At 46.7% G+C, this 16,900-nt stretch carries 14 protein-coding genes and 1 pseudogene; 9 read left to right on the plus strand and 6 right to left on the minus strand.

The genetic code is table 11. From position 1 onward, the window contains the following. Window positions 1–12 precede the first annotated feature (12 nt). From RDV52_RS00885 to RDV52_RS00905, 5 genes are all read left to right on the plus strand, one after another. A complete protein-coding gene (locus tag RDV52_RS00885; protein WP_004367549.1) occupies window positions 13–237 on the plus strand; it encodes a type II toxin-antitoxin system antitoxin in 225 nt (74 codons plus the stop codon). Continuing rightward, window positions 212–703, plus strand: a complete 492-nt coding sequence (locus tag RDV52_RS00890; protein ID WP_081470708.1) for a hypothetical protein — start codon at window positions 212–214, stop codon at window positions 701–703. Before RDV52_RS00885 ends, RDV52_RS00890 begins: the two co-directional genes overlap by 26 nt. Before the next feature lie 379 nt (window positions 704–1,082). After that, window positions 1,083–2,123 (plus strand): glycosyl transferase family 90, encoded by a 1,041-nt coding sequence (locus RDV52_RS00895; protein ID WP_004367552.1) that lies wholly within the window; start codon window positions 1,083–1,085, stop codon window positions 2,121–2,123. A 568-nt stretch (window positions 2,124–2,691) separates the two neighbouring features. Continuing rightward, window positions 2,692–4,749 carry a choice-of-anchor J domain-containing protein gene (locus RDV52_RS00900; protein WP_004367554.1) on the plus strand — a complete coding sequence of 686 codons (2,058 nt, stop codon included), beginning with the start codon at window positions 2,692–2,694 and terminating at the stop codon, window positions 4,747–4,749. 147 nt (window positions 4,750–4,896) lie between these two features. Beyond that, window positions 4,897–6,252, plus strand: coding sequence for a TIGR00341 family protein (locus RDV52_RS00905; protein WP_004367555.1), 1,356 nt, complete (start codon window positions 4,897–4,899; stop codon window positions 6,250–6,252). A 404-nt stretch (window positions 6,253–6,656) separates the two neighbouring features. On the opposite strand, the gene RDV52_RS00910 is transcribed toward RDV52_RS00905, so the two are convergent. The 6 genes and pseudogenes from RDV52_RS00910 to RDV52_RS00935 all read right to left on the minus strand — a co-directional run bounded on the left by RDV52_RS00910 (window position 6,657) and on the right by RDV52_RS00935 (window position 11,856). After that, the gene (locus RDV52_RS00910) at window positions 6,657–7,478 is read right to left on the minus strand and encodes a lysophospholipid acyltransferase family protein (protein ID WP_004367556.1); all 822 of its coding nucleotides are present in this window, start codon (window positions 7,476–7,478) and stop codon (window positions 6,657–6,659) included. A 19-nt stretch (window positions 7,479–7,497) separates the two neighbouring features. Further along, complete coding sequence (locus tag RDV52_RS00915; RefSeq protein ID WP_004367557.1) at window positions 7,498–8,673, minus strand: metallophosphoesterase; 1,176 nt, start codon at window positions 8,671–8,673, stop codon at window positions 7,498–7,500. Then, on the minus strand, window positions 8,670–10,031 hold the full coding sequence (locus tag RDV52_RS00920; RefSeq protein WP_004367558.1) for a dihydroorotase: 1,362 nt from the start codon (window positions 10,029–10,031) through the stop codon (window positions 8,670–8,672). The genes RDV52_RS00915 and RDV52_RS00920 overlap by 4 nt, the downstream gene beginning before the upstream one ends. A 34-nt stretch (window positions 10,032–10,065) precedes the next feature. After that, window positions 10,066–10,906, minus strand: a pseudogene (locus RDV52_RS00925) (DUF4369 domain-containing protein). Between the two features lie 190 nt (window positions 10,907–11,096). After that, window positions 11,097–11,528: a hypothetical protein gene (locus tag RDV52_RS00930; RefSeq protein ID WP_004367560.1), complete on the minus strand. Its 432-nt coding sequence runs from the start codon at window positions 11,526–11,528 to the stop codon at window positions 11,097–11,099. Continuing rightward, complete coding sequence (locus RDV52_RS00935) at window positions 11,512–11,856, minus strand: FtsB family cell division protein (RefSeq protein WP_004361945.1); 345 nt, start codon at window positions 11,854–11,856, stop codon at window positions 11,512–11,514. Before RDV52_RS00935 ends, RDV52_RS00930 begins: the two co-directional genes overlap by 17 nt. A gap of 242 nt (window positions 11,857–12,098) precedes the next feature. Between RDV52_RS00935 and RDV52_RS00940 the strand changes: the two genes are divergently transcribed. The 4 genes from RDV52_RS00940 to RDV52_RS00955 all read left to right on the plus strand — a co-directional run bounded on the left by RDV52_RS00940 (window position 12,099) and on the right by RDV52_RS00955 (window position 16,168). Further along, complete coding sequence (locus tag RDV52_RS00940; RefSeq protein WP_004367563.1) at window positions 12,099–13,883, plus strand: DNA polymerase III subunit gamma/tau; 1,785 nt, start codon at window positions 12,099–12,101, stop codon at window positions 13,881–13,883. Between the two features lie 76 nt (window positions 13,884–13,959). After that, window positions 13,960–14,643, plus strand: a complete 684-nt coding sequence (locus RDV52_RS00945) for a hypothetical protein (RefSeq protein WP_004367564.1) — start codon at window positions 13,960–13,962, stop codon at window positions 14,641–14,643. A gap of 395 nt (window positions 14,644–15,038) precedes the next feature. Next, window positions 15,039–15,455, plus strand: coding sequence for a hypothetical protein (locus tag RDV52_RS00950; protein WP_223381215.1), 417 nt, complete (start codon window positions 15,039–15,041; stop codon window positions 15,453–15,455). 68 nt (window positions 15,456–15,523) lie between these two features. Then, window positions 15,524–16,168, plus strand: a complete 645-nt coding sequence (locus RDV52_RS00955) for a hypothetical protein (protein WP_223381214.1) — start codon at window positions 15,524–15,526, stop codon at window positions 16,166–16,168. The last annotated feature ends 732 nt before the right edge of the window (window positions 16,169–16,900 follow it).

The raw sequence follows: 16,900 nt of genomic DNA on the forward strand, positions 1-16,900 counted from the left end.
ACCGAAACGTAGATGGCAAAGAAAGAAACAAACAATAAAAGCTTCATTCTCAGGGTAGATGCCGACACGATGAGCGCGATAGAGAAGTGGGCAGCCGATGAATTCCGCTCGACCAACGGACAGTTGCAGTGGATAATAACCGAGGCACTGCGAAAGGCACGCCGTCTGCCGAAGCAGCAACCCAAGAACAAAGGCAAAGAAAAAACAACGAATGACGAGAATGAAAACACCGATTGAAAACCTCCGATTGCCCAGAACAGGCAAATCGACACTATACGAAGTCATGTCGGCAGCAATCCTTCTGCTTGCATGGATAGCGGGAATTGTAGCCACCAGCAACCACAAGACATCTGGAAGAATAGTTATCCTACTCATTGTTTTCTCTGTTATTGTGGCATTAATGCACTACTGCTCGTATCGCCCGACGATGCCTTGGGCTCGCAACAGCTTCCAGCCCACAACCGTGCGGCAAGCTAAGGTGGCGTCAAGGTACTACCGTGTGTTTGCCATAGAGATGGCTCTGTTCTGTCTAATTATAATTCTTTTCGACCTGTTAGACATGAGAGACTCGTTGCCTTCTCGTGCTTTAGGATCTGTTTTCTTCGTTTTTGTAATGATAACATATAATTCCGCCTCCCGAAAACTAATGCGGGTGCGCAATGCCGAGCGGGAGCAGCGGCAACAAAACGGGCACGGAAAGTAACCGATGGAGACTAATGGACAAAATTGGAAAAGTCTTTTAAAAAAACAAGACAGGCTCTTTTACACTGCAAAAGAGCCTGTTTTGATTTCTTGTACGTTTACTTTGTCCTATGTTTGCAGTTTTTCAGGAAGTTCAGAACTGTTGGAAGTCATAGGTATTCTATATTTTCCATAAGGTTTCTATGTATCTTTGTTCCTATGGCTTCAATGTGTTCATGTTTTCTTGAAAGTTGTTTTGTCCTTCCATTTCATTTTTCAGGAAGCGGCAAGCAATTTCTTTGGCAAAGTTGATATGGTTTAAAAATAAGTGGTTACCTTTGCAAGCCAATAACAAACCTGTGTTGGCGGACGGACGATAAGGTGGAATATCGGTTCGCAATATGGTATTATCAGACAGAAAAGCAATGGGTGTTACTTTCTACAGAGAACTCTATTACACGCTGAATAGTGGAAAAAACTCTAAACTTAAATATTACATAACTTCCTATTTGTGGGTTCTTATGCCCCACTTCGTACTCTTGTTGTTACGTAAAGTGCTGCTGTACAACGTGCAGAGACGCAGCGACTGGGACGAAATAAAGGCGCGCATAGACTACTACAACAAGCTGGGCAAATCCGAAATAGACCTTTCGGCGTTTCGGCAGAAAGCCATCATGCTTGCCGAACAGCAGAAAACAAGTCAGTCGGTGTATTATTTGGACTCGTTCCGCTATGCAAAATCGTTCCCATTGTGCCGGAAATGGTGCTTGCAACCGGGCGACGTAACATGCGTGCCCGATGTTCCTTCCATCGTGAAAAGTCGCCCCATTGCCGGCAACAACGCCAATTCGGTGTTGCTGAAGCTCGACCGGGTGCGCCATTTCCTGTTCGTAAACGACAGCAAGAAGTATTGCGACAAAATGAACAAGGTGCTGTTCCGTGGACTAATCGGGCAGTTCGACAGCCACAGTCTGAAGCAAAATCGCTACGACTTTGTGCAAAAATTCTTTGGCAATCCGCTCTTCAACATCGGCGTTATCGACAAAAGTTTCCCGCAATGGCATACCCCCAAAATGACGATAGGCGAGCATTTAGACTATAAGTTCGTGATGGCGTTGGAAGGAAACGACGTAGCCAGCAACCTGAAATGGATAATGTCGTCGAACTCAGTCGCCGTAATGCCGCGTCCCAAATACGAAACGTGGTTTATGGAAGGCACGCTGATACCCAACTATCACTACATAGAAGTGGCTTCCGACTATTCCGACTTGGAAGCAAAAATAAACTATTACATTCAGAATCCCCACGAAGCCGAAGCCATAATAGCCCACGCCCATGCCCACGTAGCCCGCTTCTGCAATCCCCTTCGCGAGTACATCGTGTCGCAACTCGTTCTGTCCAAGTATTTTGAAGAGACCGCCGGGGCAGGAGAAACCCAATAAGTCCGTCAGCCGCAATGGTGCAAGGTCGTTGGCATGGCTGCACATGCGAAGGCGAAAATGGCAGGACAGATTTGCAATAATCGGTGAAAAATAGTATATTTGCAGCAGCTATAGAGACAAAAGGACAGCGCACACATACAAAAAGCCTTGGACATAGTGTTTAATTCGGATACCTATCAGAAGTTGCTCAACGACAAAACAAGATTGTATTACCAAAGTGCGTTATGTATTTTCGTATCTGCAGCACGAATTGGAAACCGGTAAGGTGGGCTGAAAAGAACGGAAACGCTGCCTTGCCATGAATGAACGGCAACGCCCAACAGCCTTTAGCAACCAACTATACAGCCAAGACTTACAAAATGTAGGACACAAATAGCGATTTGGTTCCCATTTGTTTGTAAGTTTGAAACAATATTTATACTTTTGCAAATGACGACAGCCATTTCTCAACAAATGGCAAAATAAAAGCATATATCGCCTTACACCTTAATTAATATAGGCGTTGGAGAAGGCGAAAGACCAGAGAGCTACGAAACAATCTAATCATTAATATTTAAACATAAGCACGATGAAAGGACTTTACACTACACTTCTCGCAGCCATTGCCCTGCTTGTTGCAATGCCTGTGAATGCACAAACAGAATACCAATTGTACGGACACCTTGTGGGTGTGAACGAAAACAACGGCATCTACAAGTTCACGACGGAAGCTACTTCGCCACTTACAGCGGTTCAGAAAATACCCTATTCGCCCGACTATGGCATCGTAAAGGTGAAAGACCGCTACTTTTTCTTCGTGCTCGACGACTCGGGTTACGGTGTAGAAATGTATATGTACATCTACAACGCCAACGATTTTACTTTCATTACACGCCATAAAGTGCCTACCGATATGGTGTCTATAGGCTGTCCTATCGCATACGACGAGAAGACGGACAAGGTGTATTCTGTCTACAAAGACGGCAGCACCTACAAGCTATGCACCCTTAACCTTACCAAACACGAACGCAACGAGGTGGGCACACTGGGCAACAACTTCCTCGCAATAACCTTCAACAAGGAGGGAAAGCTCTACGGCATCAACTCGGCAGGTAGGGTTGGAGAGATTTCAACCGCCGACGCCACCTTCACCGAGATACTTTCAACGGGTATGAATCCGCACTATCAGCAGTCGGCAGCTTTCCCTGCAAACGACAACAACACAATGTATTGGGCTGCCACGCTCGACGATTGGGGCGGCACTCTGGGCATTTACAAGATAGATTTAAAAGCCAAGACCAGCACAATGCTGCGCGAATTCAAGCACGAAGAGGAATTTGGCTGTCTTTGGGTGGGCGATAAAGTGGTGGCACAAGGTGCTCCTGCCGCATCGACCGACCTTGCTGCCGACTTTGCAAACGGAAAGCTGACGGGCAAAATCAACTTTACCGCACCCGAAAAGACCTACGGCGGACAGACGCTGACGGGCGAACTCACCTACAAAGTCCTCGTAGATGGCGTGGAAAACATGCAGGGCAGCACGCAGGCAGGCAAGGCTACCACTGCCGAAGTTACCACCACGCAGGGGCTGCACGATTTTGCAGTCATCGTAAGCAATGCCGAAGGCGATGGCGACAAGGCTGAAATAAAGAACATATACGTAGGGCACGACACGCCAAAGCAGGTGAAGAACGTGAAGTTGGTGCAGGGCGGTGCCACCGATAAGCTGACGCTGACGTGGGACGCAGCCACCGAAGGAATGCACAACGGATATGTAGACCCGGCAGAAGTGAAATACCAAGTGCACAAGATGCCTTCGGGCGAAATTGTAGACAACGCCGCAACGTCTCCATTCAAGTACACTGTAACACAAGAAAAGGCAGAAAAATGTTTCTTCGACGTAACTCCGTACATCGACAACGACCACAAGGGAATGCCCACGGCATCAAACAAGGTTATGATAGGCAAGCCTTTCGAAGTGCCCTACGCTGCCGGTTTCGACACCAACGACGAAGTATTGCTCTTCACCATCGAGCACATCGGCGACGGAAACGCTTACTGGGATTGGGACTACGACTACAAGTTCATGAAGATATACAGCTCTACGGCACCTAAAAACGACTGGTTGTTCACACCATTCATCGCCGTTGAGGAAGGTTCGATATACGAACTGTCGTTTGATATACGCACCGTAGGCACCGAAAAGTATGAAGTGAAGTACGGATTGGCACCCGAAGCCGCTGCCATGACCGAGCAATTGGCAGCAGATACCGAAGTGGAAAGCGACCAGTTCGCCACCCGCAGCATTGAGTTCACTGCCAACAAGACGGCTGCCATCTACATTGGCTTCCATGCCAACACCACAAACGTGGAGAAAGCCATGAACTTCTACCTCGACAACATACGCTTGGAGAAGGTTGGTACAACCGCCATCGGCTGCATACCTACCACAACAACCAACGCGAACTTGCGCATTGCCGACGGCGGATTTTATATTCTTGACCGCGATACCCACGTCAGTGTGGCACGCATCGACGGCACCACCGTGCTTAGCCGCACCGTTCAGGCTGGTCAGCACGTATCTCTGCCGAAGGGCATCTACATTGTGCGCACCGCCAACGCCGCACAGAAGGTAGTTGTAAAGTAAGGTTCGGGTAAACCGCAGAAACCATTTAGCAAACATACAGCACGTCCCACATTGCAGAATAAATGCAGTGTGGGACGTTTGTTTTACTTCTTCAACAATTTCATTTATCAAAAATAAATAGTATCTTTGCAGAAAAAAGAAAGCACTATGCAGGGAGACAACACGCAGACATTATGGCAAGTAGTGAAAGGATACTTCAATGCTTTCCCAGAGAAAGATTGCGAAGACGAAGTGGTAGCGCAGATAAGCGATGGCGTAGACTTTCACGGTGCAACCCTTTGGGTACTTATTTTTGCCATCTTCATAGCCTCGTTGGGTTTGAATGTCAATTCAACGGCAGTCATAATAGGTGCCATGCTCATATCGCCACTGATGGGACCAATCATCGGAATGGGCTTAGCAGTGGGCATAGCCGACCTTAAATTGTTCAAGCGGGCACTTACAAACTATCTCATTACAACGGTAATCAGTGTCGTTACAGCTACAATTTACTTCACCATTTCGCCCATTACCGAAGCCCAGTCGGAACTTTTGGCACGCACCTCGCCCACGCTTTACGATGTGTTAATCGCCCTTTTTGGTGGTGCTGCAGGCATTTTAGCCATCTCCACCAAGAGTAAGAACAACGTAATTCCGGGCGTTGCGATAGCCACGGCATTGATGCCACCGCTCTGTACGGCAGGTTATGGATTTGCAATGGGCAACACTTCCTACTTCTTTGGTGCATTCTATTTATACTTCATCAATACGGTTTTCATCGCCTTTACCACCTGCATAGGCGTTCGCTTGCTGCATTTCCATCGGAAAAAGTTTGTCGATCGCGAGAAGATGAAGCGGGTGAACTATTATATTATAAGCATTGTCATCATCACAATGCTACCTGCTGGCTATATGACATGGAGCATTATCAAGCAGAGTGTGATTGAAAACAACGTTGAGAAATTTGTACGCGACGAGCTCGATAACAGTGGAACGTACATTATTTCGCACGAATACGATTCTAAAACCAAGACACTCAACGTGGTGGCAATAGGCAAACCAATCTCAGTCGGTGCCATAGCGAAAGCGCAGAAGAGTATGGCAGACTATAAGCTTGGCGACTATACACTTAAAGTGATACAAGGAGCGAGTTCCGATAGCCTTTTGGCCATACAGCGTAACAAGAAAGGTTTGGCTGTTCCGGGCGAAGGAAACTCGTCCAAATGGCAAGAACAGGCATATCAGAACGTTGCATTGCAGAAGCAGTTGGCTGCCTATACACGCTATCCTGTATTGGCAAATGATATGAAACGCGAGCTGAAAGTGGTGTGCCCCGCAGCCAAAAGCCTTGTTCTTTCTCAGTCTTCCGAATGCTTTTTAGACACCGCTTTGACGAAAGGATATGTTATGGCGGTGGTTAAAACCAACAATACGCTTGCCAAAGACGATAGGCAACAGCTTTATGAATGGCTCAAGGCGAGAGTGAAAACCGACAGTCTGGAGTTGATAGTTCTGCCACAATAGCAAGTGCGGTCAGTATGTCGATTGCCGAAGAGCATTTGTTTCGTCAAGGGCAGAAAACACTTCAGTTTTGTAAAAATTATTCCGAAGAAAAACGATAATTTCGATTTGACACTGCGAAAGCGGCTGTTTTGCATTGCAAAACAGCCGCTTTTACCGTGCAAAACCTACGCTTTTGGATTGCAAAACAATAGGTTTTGCAATGCGTTGATAATGAAGCGGTTATGCAATATATATACTTGTGAAAAATATTTACACTTTATTGCCTACTTTCCGTCTATAAAACGAGGCATGCAGGGGTGGTTGTGTAGCTGCTGAAAGGGACTTGCTTGTTTGTAAAGGTGGAACGTTGGGATTGTTCTGCTGATTATCGGCTGGCTTTGAGGCGTTGTTTTGGCTTTGCCAAATTATTGGTCGGGGTTTTCAACGAAGCCTTTGTACTGTTCTTCCAGTCCGCTTTCAATGCTGTCGTAAGCCTCCTTCATGGTTTCCTTTTCAAATTCCGCTCCCTTTCCTTTCGGTGCAATCGGCTCGTGAATGGTGAGCGAAAGACGGTGCCGGACGGGGAAATGCCAGTCGCGCGTGCGGGGCATGACATCGAACGAACCGTTGATGGTTATCGGACAAACGGGCAATTGCAGTTCGTCTGCCAGCATGAAGGCACCACGACGGAATATGCCTATGTGCCCCGTAAAGGTGCGTGCGCCCTCGGGGAACACCACTACCGACATGCCTTCGCGCAGCGTTTCGCGTGCCTGGTCGTAGGTTTGCTTAATCTTGCTCGCCCCCGACTTGTCTACAAATATATGGTGTGCACATTCGCAGGCTATGCCCACGAAGGGTATCTTGCGTATGCTCTTCTTCATCATCCACTTGAAGTTGCGACCTAAAAAGCCGTAAATAAGGAATATATCGAACGAACCCTGGTGGTTAGACACAAACACGTAGCTCTGGTTGGGGCGCAGATGCTCGCGTCCTTCCACCCTTACGGGCAGCAGAAGGGCACGGATAACGAACTGTCCCCATAACCGTCCGGGGTGATAGCCCCAGAAATGGCCGTTGCCCAAGCGGCAGCCTATTGCCGTAACTGTGGCAGTTATGACGGACGAAACAAGGAAAAGTGGAAGAAAGACAAACAGCACGTACACCCGATAGAGCAGGGTGAGCAGGGTTCCGGCGAGCGTTCTGTGTGCCGTTGGTGTAGTTTTTTTGTTGTAGTTCTGTTGCATAGTGTCTGTATATTATCCCTTATTCTGTTGTTTTCGCTTTTAAAGTGATTACCACAATCTCGTTTGGCATGTTCAGACGGAACGGTGCAAATCCGCCCAGACCGTCGGTAACGTTAAGTATCTGGTTGCCGCTGCGATACACGCCATAGTCGTTTTTCTCCCGAATTTTGGTCGGACGGAAGCCAAAAATCTGCATTTGTCCGCCGTGGGTATGCCCGCTCAGCGTTATCTGCGCCATCTTCCCGGGCACTATGTGGCGTCTCCATGCTGATGGGTCGTGCTGAAGCATGATGACGAAAGCCCCTTTTTGGACTCCCTTGAGCGTCTTTGGGTAGTTGGCTTTCTGTGGGAAGGGCGGTTTGCCGTCGTTCTCTGTGCCTGCAACAACGATGCTGTCGGTGCCGCGTCTGATGGTTGTGTGGCTGTTTTCCAACAGCTTCCAGCCTAATTTGGAGCGCACGATGTCTGCGAAATCCTTGTTTTGTTGTTCGGCATCTTTAGGGCTTAGTTTTACGTATTCGGTATAATCGTGGTTTCCGCGCACGGCAATGGCGTTCTTCATGCTGGTTTTCAGGAGGTTGGTGAAGGGCAGAATTTCGCTCGGACGCATGTTCTGAAGGTCGCCTGTAAACACAATCAGGTCGGCATTAGCCTGTTTTATGCTGTCCATCTCGTTTTCAAGAATAAAGCGCCGCCACCCATTGAAAGTTCCGATGTGCATGTCCGACACCTGAACAATGCGGTATCCGTCGAAGTTTCTGGGCAAACCGCTTGCCGTAAGCGTAATATGGCGTACCCTAATCTGCGAAAAGCCGAAGGTAAGACCGTACACATACACCAAGAAAGCGGCTATTCCAGCCGCCAAACCCACGTAATGGCCGTAGTTCCGGCGTGTTCTGATAATGGTTTTGCGTATGATTGACCCGATGATTGAACAGATTCCGAAGATGGTTTTTGGTCCTACGAACGCCCCAAGCAGGAAAAGATAGGTGTTGAGCCACGTCAGATTGGTGGGTGCAAAGTTGTGTATAGACGCCAGAATGCAGGTGTATGTTACAAGAAAAATGGTAGGAATCCACCATGCAAGTCGCTGTTGCCAAGTGATGTGCACACGTTTTCGGAAGTAGTGGGCGTCGATATAGACATCGGAAAGGACGATGACGAGCAGCAAGGGAATAACAATTCGTGCAATCATAAGCAGTCTATTTTTTCGTTACGAAACCTTATTTGTTCACCCCGATAGTCCGCATTGAACCGTTTTCCGTCAAGAATGTGGACACCATTGCACAGCATATGCACCACCTTCCAGCGGTATTCGTGTCCCAACATGGGGCTCCATTTGCACTTGCTTTGTATGTCTGCCTCGGTAACCGTCCACGGCGTGTTCGGCTGGACAATCGCTATGTCGGCACGGTAGCCCTCTCGCAAGAACCCCCTTTCGCTTATATTGAATCGCTTGGCAGGTGCGTGCGCCATGAGTTCCACGAGCCGTTCGAGTGTAAGAACCCCGCTATCGACCAGCTCGAGCATGGTTGGCAGCGAGTATTGTACCATCGGCATGCCCGAAGCAGCGGTGGCACAGCCCCCTTGTTTCTGCGATAACAGGTGTGGAGCGTGGTCGGTTGCCACGGTCGTTATGCGTCCGTCGGCAAGCGCGCGTCGCAGTTCGGCACGGTCGTGCGCCGTTTTCACCGACGGATTGCACTTTATCAGTGCTCCCTTTGTGGCGTAATCGTCGTTCGTGAAGTACAGATGCGCAATCACAGCCTCCATGGTTACGAAGTCGCGGACATGCGGTTGTTGCAGCAAACCCAATTCGCGAGCCGTTGAAAGGTGGGCAATGTGCAGCTGGGTGTGGTGTTTCAGCGCCAGTTCCACCGCTAATTGAGAACTCTGGAAGCACGCTTCTTCGCTCCGTATTTCGTTGTGGTGGCAGATGTCGGGGTCGTTTCCGTAGCGCATTCTTGCCCTTTTCATGTTGTCGTTGATGATGCCCGAGTCCTCGCAATGCGTCATGACGGGCAGTCCGACGGCTGCTGCAGTGGCGAAAATCTGCTCCAATGCACTGCGCTTGTCCACCAGCATGTTGCCCGTAGAGGCTCCCATAAAGAGTTTTATGCCGGGAACGGTGTGCCTGTCGAGCTGTTTTATGGTGTCGGCATTGTTGTTTGTTGCCCCGAAAAAGAACGAATAGTTGATGTGCGAGCTGCGTTTGGCACGTTCCACCTTGTCGTTCAGTGCCTCAATCGTGGTGGTCTGCGGGTTGGTGTTGGGCATTTCGAAGAACGATGTAACCCCTCCGAAGGCTGCCGCACGGCTCTCGCTCTCCATGTCAGCCTTGTTTTCCATTCCCGGTTCGCGGAAATGGACGTGCGTATCAATCACTCCCGGTAAGACAAAACACCCCGAGGCATCGACGATTTCGTCGAAATTGCCTCGGGGTGCAATGTGTTCTGTTACGATTTGGGCTATCCGATTGTCTTCAATGACGATTGCGCCATTGAGCATTTGTCCTTCGTTGACTATCGTTCCGCCTTGAATGAGTTTCCTCATTGTGTTTGTGTATATATATGATGTGTACCTTCTTTTATTTCGCCAATGTGGTGTCGCCAGCCATTTCGGCTGGGGTTGGTGGTGCAATGTTGCTGTTGTCGGTCATCGTTTCCTGTGCTGGCAGCTCCATTCCGTTCATCTCTTTCTGTGCGCGTTGGAACTTTTCGTAGAAGTCTTTGATGGCTCCGTTGTTCTTAAAGGCATCGGGCGCCTTCGTCATAATGAATTCTACCCACGACGAAAGCTGTCCTACGGCATTCATATAGAGGTAGTCGTTCATCCAGACAGGGTAGGCGTCAGGCGTCATATCGTACGAAACTCTGGTAAGAAATCCCCACGGTGCCAGTGCATTGTCGAAGTTGTCGGTAACGAAAGCCGTAAAAAGACGGTCTATATCGGCATAAACCAGCAGTGCTTTCTTTATTAATCGGGTGTTGGTAGCCTGCTCGTCGTGCCCATTCATGATGGAAACACCTTCCTCGTGGTCTATTTCAATGAACTGATTGCGTAGTTGTGTGAACTTCGTCCAGAAGGTATTGAGCTTCTCGTTAAGCGGTGTGCCTCCCACACGGAGCTGTGTATTGTCGAGCTTAAGCTGTATGTCGCCTTCTTCCAAGACTATTGGGAGCTGCAAATTCATGTCGTCCATGTAGATTTGGGCTACCTGTACGGAGTCGAGAGACCCCTTGAAGGAGAAGTCTCCATGCACTACGTCGCACGAATCGAGTGTTATCAGCGAGTCTCCGGAACCGCCCTTGAGGTATAATTTCCGTCCGTCGAGGTTGGAAATGTTCGATGTCCCGTGTATGTAATACGACTTAGCGCACGACGTCAGCGCCAATGAAGGTAACGAGAGCGTAAAGTATTTTGTTCATCGAATGTATTCTTTTATGTTTCCTTCGCCGGTGCATCGCATTGCCGCGACATTCCTAAGGCGAGTTCGGCATAGCCGATTGACTTTAACAGGAACTTGTTTATGCCGTCTTACAAAAGTACAATGTAATTGCGAAGTAGCGAAAGTTTTTCATTGAATTTAAAACATTTGTGGTATATTTAGGCTTTTTTTTAAGTTTCAGACTGCTGTTCTTTCTTTATGATATGGTCTATCCGGTGTATCGTATAGAACTCTATTACGGTTGCAATGAGCAATATTACCACCCAGTTATGGTACACAATGTTTACGTAGGTGGTGTATCCTCCGATGGAATTCACGGCAAACGGACGTACTATTCCGTACACGTCTTCCACCATGAACAGCCCTGCGAGAATGAAACCCACGTCTGCCAGCACCATGATTCTGCGCAGGCGGCGTATGGCAATGTTTGTTCCAAGGTATTGTTGCCGCATTTGCATGGTGGCGAACCCTATTGCTCCAACCAGCATGACGATGCAGGCGACGTCTTGTTTGATGAAGAATGCGTAGAGACCGGTGCCCAATGCCATCATCAGACCGCCGGCTGCATAGATGATTGTTTCTATTCTATTCAGTTGTTTCATATGCATTTTTGCCCTTGAAGGGCTGTTCGTCGTCGCTAAGAACAAAGATATCTTCGTCGTCTGCCTTCATGAAATAGCGTTCGCGGGCTATCTTTGCTATGGCATCGGGGTTTGTGTTCAGTTCCTTCAGCCTTTGCATGTCGTTATAATACTGCTTTCTATATTTTGCTATTTCGGTGTTCAGGTCTTGTATTTCATAGTAACATTCAATGCTGCGACGGAAGCTGTTCTCGTCGAAAACGCCTACGATGAGCAGACCCACCATTATTGTTATCTGGTATCTGAAGCGACTTATGAACGTGAAGACGTGCCCTGTAAACTTGTTCACCTTTTACTTTAGTTATTGTTTATAGTCTTTTGCAAATGTAGCAGCGTATATGGGCAGTGTTGTTGCCGTTGTTGCTATTAGTTGCAAAAGTACGGAAAACTTTTTGAAAAAGGTGGTGCGACATTCATATTTTACGCTAATTAACAATTAATTCGGTTTCTCTGACGTTTCGTTTTCCTACTTTTTATTATCTTTGCAACACCAAATTATTATCTTTGCAATACCAAAAGGAATAAAGAAAGATGGACGAATACATTGTATCGGCACGGAAATACCGCCCTATGTCGTTTGCTTCCGTTGTGGGACAGCAGGCACTTACCACTACTTTGATGAATGCCGTGAAGAGCAAGCGGCTGGCTCATGCTTACTTGTTTTGTGGTCCGCGTGGAGTGGGAAAGACCACTTGCGCCCGCATTTTTGCCAAGACCATTAACTGCGAACACCCCACCGACCAGGGCGAAGCGTGCAACGAGTGCGAAAGCTGCAGGGCTTTCAACGAGGGAAGGAGCTACAACATCTTCGAATTAGATGCCGCAAGCAACAACTCCGTAGAGAATATCAAGACGCTGATGGAGCAAACGCGCATTCCGCCACAGATTGGACGATACAAGGTTTTCATCATCGACGAGGTGCACATGCTGTCGTCTTCGGCTTTCAATGCCTTTCTAAAGACGCTGGAAGAACCGCCAGCACACGTCATCTTCATTCTTGCTACTACCGAAAAACATAAAATTCTGCCTACAATACTGTCGCGTTGCCAAATCTACGACTTCGAACGCATGTCGGTTCCGGGTATCATCAACCATCTGAAAGCGGTGGCGGAGAAGGAAGGAATAGCCTACGAGGAGGCGGCATTGAACGTGATTGCCGAGAAAGCGGACGGCGGAATGCGCGATGCGCTCTCCATTTTCGACCAGGCGGCAAGCTTCTCCCAGGGCAACATAACCTACCGGAAGGTGATTGAAGACCTGAATGTATTGGACGCAGACAACTATTTCAACATTATGGATCTGGCTGTAGAGAACAAGGTTCCCGAAATTATGGTGCTCCTGAACAACGTCATCAACAAGGGCTTCGACGGCGGAAACCTTATCAACGGGCTTGCTTCGCACGTGCGGAACGTGCTCATGGCGAAGGACCCACAGACACTCCCACTGCTCGAAACCAGCGACGAACAACGCCAGCGCTACCGGCAACAGGCTGCAAAATGCCCCACACAGTTCCTGTACAAGGCGTTAGAGATAATGAACAGGTGCGATGTGGAATATCGGCAGAGTTCGAACAAGCGGCTGCTGGTGGAGCTGACACTTATTCAGGTGGCGCAGATTACACAGAAAGACGACGACTCTCCCGGGTCGGGGCGTAGCCCTAAGCAGTTAAAAACCCTGTTCCGAAATCTTATTTTAAAGGCTCAACCGCAAACAGCATCGCAGGTGGCTGGGGCGAGCCGCAAGCATAATGCACACGAAAACAAGCACGACCGTGCTGCAACACACGTTACTGTAACAACCCAGACACCCCCCACGGGCACCCCGTCCGCTGCTCCCACCATGCCAAAGATACGGTTGGGCAGTCTCGGAATGTCGTTCGCAAACCTTATGAACGAAGGAAAGAAAGAGGAAAAGCACGAGGAAGAGGTAGAAATAACCAACAAGGACGAGCACCAGAGCTTTACTTGGCAAGAGCTGATAGTGGAATGGAAGGGCATGTGCAACCGCATTGCCAAGCTGAACGTGAGCCTTGCGCAACGCATGAAGCTCATTAAGCCGCAGATATTGCCCGACGGAAACATCGAAGTAGTGGTGGGAAACAAAATCCTGCTCGACGAAATGCAGACCATTCGTGGTAGAATACGTGCTACGATGGCACAGCGTTTACACAACGGACAGATAGATGTGATGTTGCGACTGGCTAAGGCTGAAGAGTTGAAACCTATTCTTACACCGCGCCAAGAACTTGAAAAAATGCAGCAACAGAACCCTTCTATTGCTAAACTTATAGAACAATTGGGACTTCAATTAGAGTAAAAAACTACACAAACTACGGGCTTTGGGTTGCTATCTTCCTAAGGCTTACAAATTGTTAGTATAAAAATCATCGGCTATGGAAACAGGTATAGAAAATGAAATAGCACACAATGTTGCTTCGTTATTATTAGAAGCCGAGGTTATTTTTGCTGTTGTTATGGCATGGATAATGGCATTTTTCTTTAGCGCAATGGCTACCCGACCATCGTTTACCAAATGGAAAGATGTGTTAAAAGAACGTTTTTGGCTGTTCGTAGTCTATTTTACACTGTCTGTTATAACTGTTGCTGCCGCATATTGGTCTAGTTTCAACTATCTTTCTTTGGGTGTTGTAGCTGTTTTTCTTATAGTTTTGCTTATTTCATTTCCCCTTTATTTTTTAGTGTTTTTCTTGCGTTTGAGGCGTTGGATAGCCACTAATCCAGGTTATGCAATGCTAGTTTTCGGTAGGAGAAGGTGTTCTGGAAAACTTCATGTTATCGAAATACAAAAGATAGATGGCGTTGTTGGAAAGCAAATGAATATATTTTCTGTTTCGGGCAAATGCTTGGTGCCACCAGGAAAGCATAAAATTAGCTTTGTGGTTTGGGAGCGAACATCGGTGCCTCGAGGGTATAGCTTGCAGAAAATGTTCGACTATGATGTAGAGATAGAACTAAAATCGGGTGGTTTATACGTCGTACAAGAACACCCTTCGTTGCCTTCTTTGAATATATCTTTAAGCTGTTTTGCTCCTAATATGCGTAAAATGGCAGAATGAAAACCATAAACAGAGAATTTGAATGTTACCATTCGAGGTGTTCTACTCGTTGTTTGGGCAAAATAATATCGTAAAAAATAAAGTAATATTACCTTATAAATATGGACGCAAGTACATTCTATTTATGTTTATTTTTGTGGTGGGCATGCTGCTATGTAATAATTTCCTACTTAGTAAACCCATCGCATGTGCGTTGGAACAACCCTATAAAGCAAAGTCGTTTCGTAGTTCTTTCGGCTTTAGCAGTATCTTTTTTAAGTTTTATAGCACATTCTTACGTGTATATAGAGGAATATCAAGCAAAGAATAACATAGAATTTAAATCAATATCCCACTTTTTTTCCTGTCTTACCAACCCACAGTCGAAGCCCATTTTCGAGGCAGATTACTTCTTAATGTTAGTTGTAATAGTTGTTATTTCTATAATTCCGCTTATCCGACACCTACGTTTAATATGGTGGATAAGTAGACACCCACACTATTCAATACTTACTTTCAAGGTGATACCCGAGATGCCGCCTCGCCAAATATTTATACTCAGCATAGATAATAAGGAATCTTGTGGCGGAAGATACATCTTGTCTTATTATAAATACTTGGTGTTGCCAGGCAAACATAAGTACCAATTCTGGGTGGGAGAACTACATGGAAAGGGCAGTTATAGGCGTTTGTTCGACCAAGAAATGGAACTTCAGTTGTCTGCAGGGTGTCAGTACGTGGTGGAAGAAGATGATATGGTGGACGAGTTGCACTTTTATGACAGTTGTTCATCGTCTGTGAGAGATAACAAAACTGAAGAAATAAGTAAATAAAATAGGTTATGAACATTGATTTTTCTTGGCTTTTAATCTTGTGGTTGCTATTCATTGTGGTTGCAATCATGTTATATTTAAAATGGACTGCCCCCATTCTCGACCGTTGGAACAACCTTTTAAGGCGGAGTAATAACTTTGTAATACTCAGCGCCACAGCATTTTTAGTAAGCTCCGGTATGTTCTTTTGCAAATTCTATGTGTTCGAACAACCCTCTAACAAAACCGAAATTCAGACCACAAACAGCCCTTCTTCCAAATCCTCAACCAGATATATCTTCTCCGAGAAGGGCGATTTCGTCTACGTATTAGTTGTTTTATTTTTGGCGTTTGTCTATTTTCTTATTCAATACCAGCGTTTAAAGCGATGGATAAGCGAACACCCAGACTACGCCATACTGGTTTTCGACCTTCAAGATATGGGGTATGTTAAGCAAAAAGGGAGAATAATAAACGATGGTTTCCTCCCTATTAGCAGAGGACTTGCCTTCCGAACATTCAACGAATACTTGGTTGTGCCAGGCCAACACACATTTCATTTTGAGGTGAAAGAGAACCGTTTCAAAGGCGTTAATACAGTTTTGTTCACCCAGCACATGGACCTCGACTTAGTGCCAAGCTCGATGTATATTATCAAAAGAGAAGGTTTGGAGGGTAAATTGAGCTACCATTTTAAGTGCAAAGCCCCCAAAACAGATAATACAACCTTATAAGGAAGAAAATATCACTTTGTTTTGTTAAGGTATATATCTGCCGTAGTAGATTCAAAACATTACCGTTCGTCGTTCTCAATGGCTGTTTTTTAGCCTTGAACTTGGTCTTCCGTTTCTCCATATCCTCTCCGGGAACCCCGTATCCCCGCGCTTTTATTTTGTAAAGAAAACGCATGCGAAAGCTCACAGGCTTTCTTTTGCCTTGCGAAACACGCCTTCTTGCCTTGCAATATAGGTTCTTTTACCGTGCAAAACAGCCGTTTTTGGAAAACAAAAAAATAGGTTTTGCAAGGGTCTGACAGTGAACAGGTTGCATGACAGCCACGATGGCGAAAAATGTTTACACCATGGCGGTGCAGGCAATAGATGGGCTTCGCAGGCAATCCGGCACGCTATGACACATCGGCATGCTCGCCGTTGCAGGAAAACCTACATTCCTTTAAAAACAAAAAATGACGAACGGTTGCGAAAAAAACAATAAAATACTTGCAAAAACGGAAAAAATGTATTATATTTGCACCATTGACAGTTTAGCGGACGCACAGTAGGGCATGGCTCTTCAGATTGCTGTGTTTCTGTACTGTGCAGTAGGCAACATGCCAGTTCCTCCTTTTCGGAGGTTCTGAAAAATATATGTAGATTTGGTTTTTTAGTGGATTAGAAATCTTTTTCAATGACTTTAAAGAACGAAAGCCTTGGTGTGCGATGCATCGAGGCTTTTCTTTTATTCCT

This window comes from Prevotella nigrescens (assembly GCF_031191185.1).
Taxonomy (GTDB): domain Bacteria; phylum Bacteroidota; class Bacteroidia; order Bacteroidales; family Bacteroidaceae; genus Prevotella; species Prevotella nigrescens.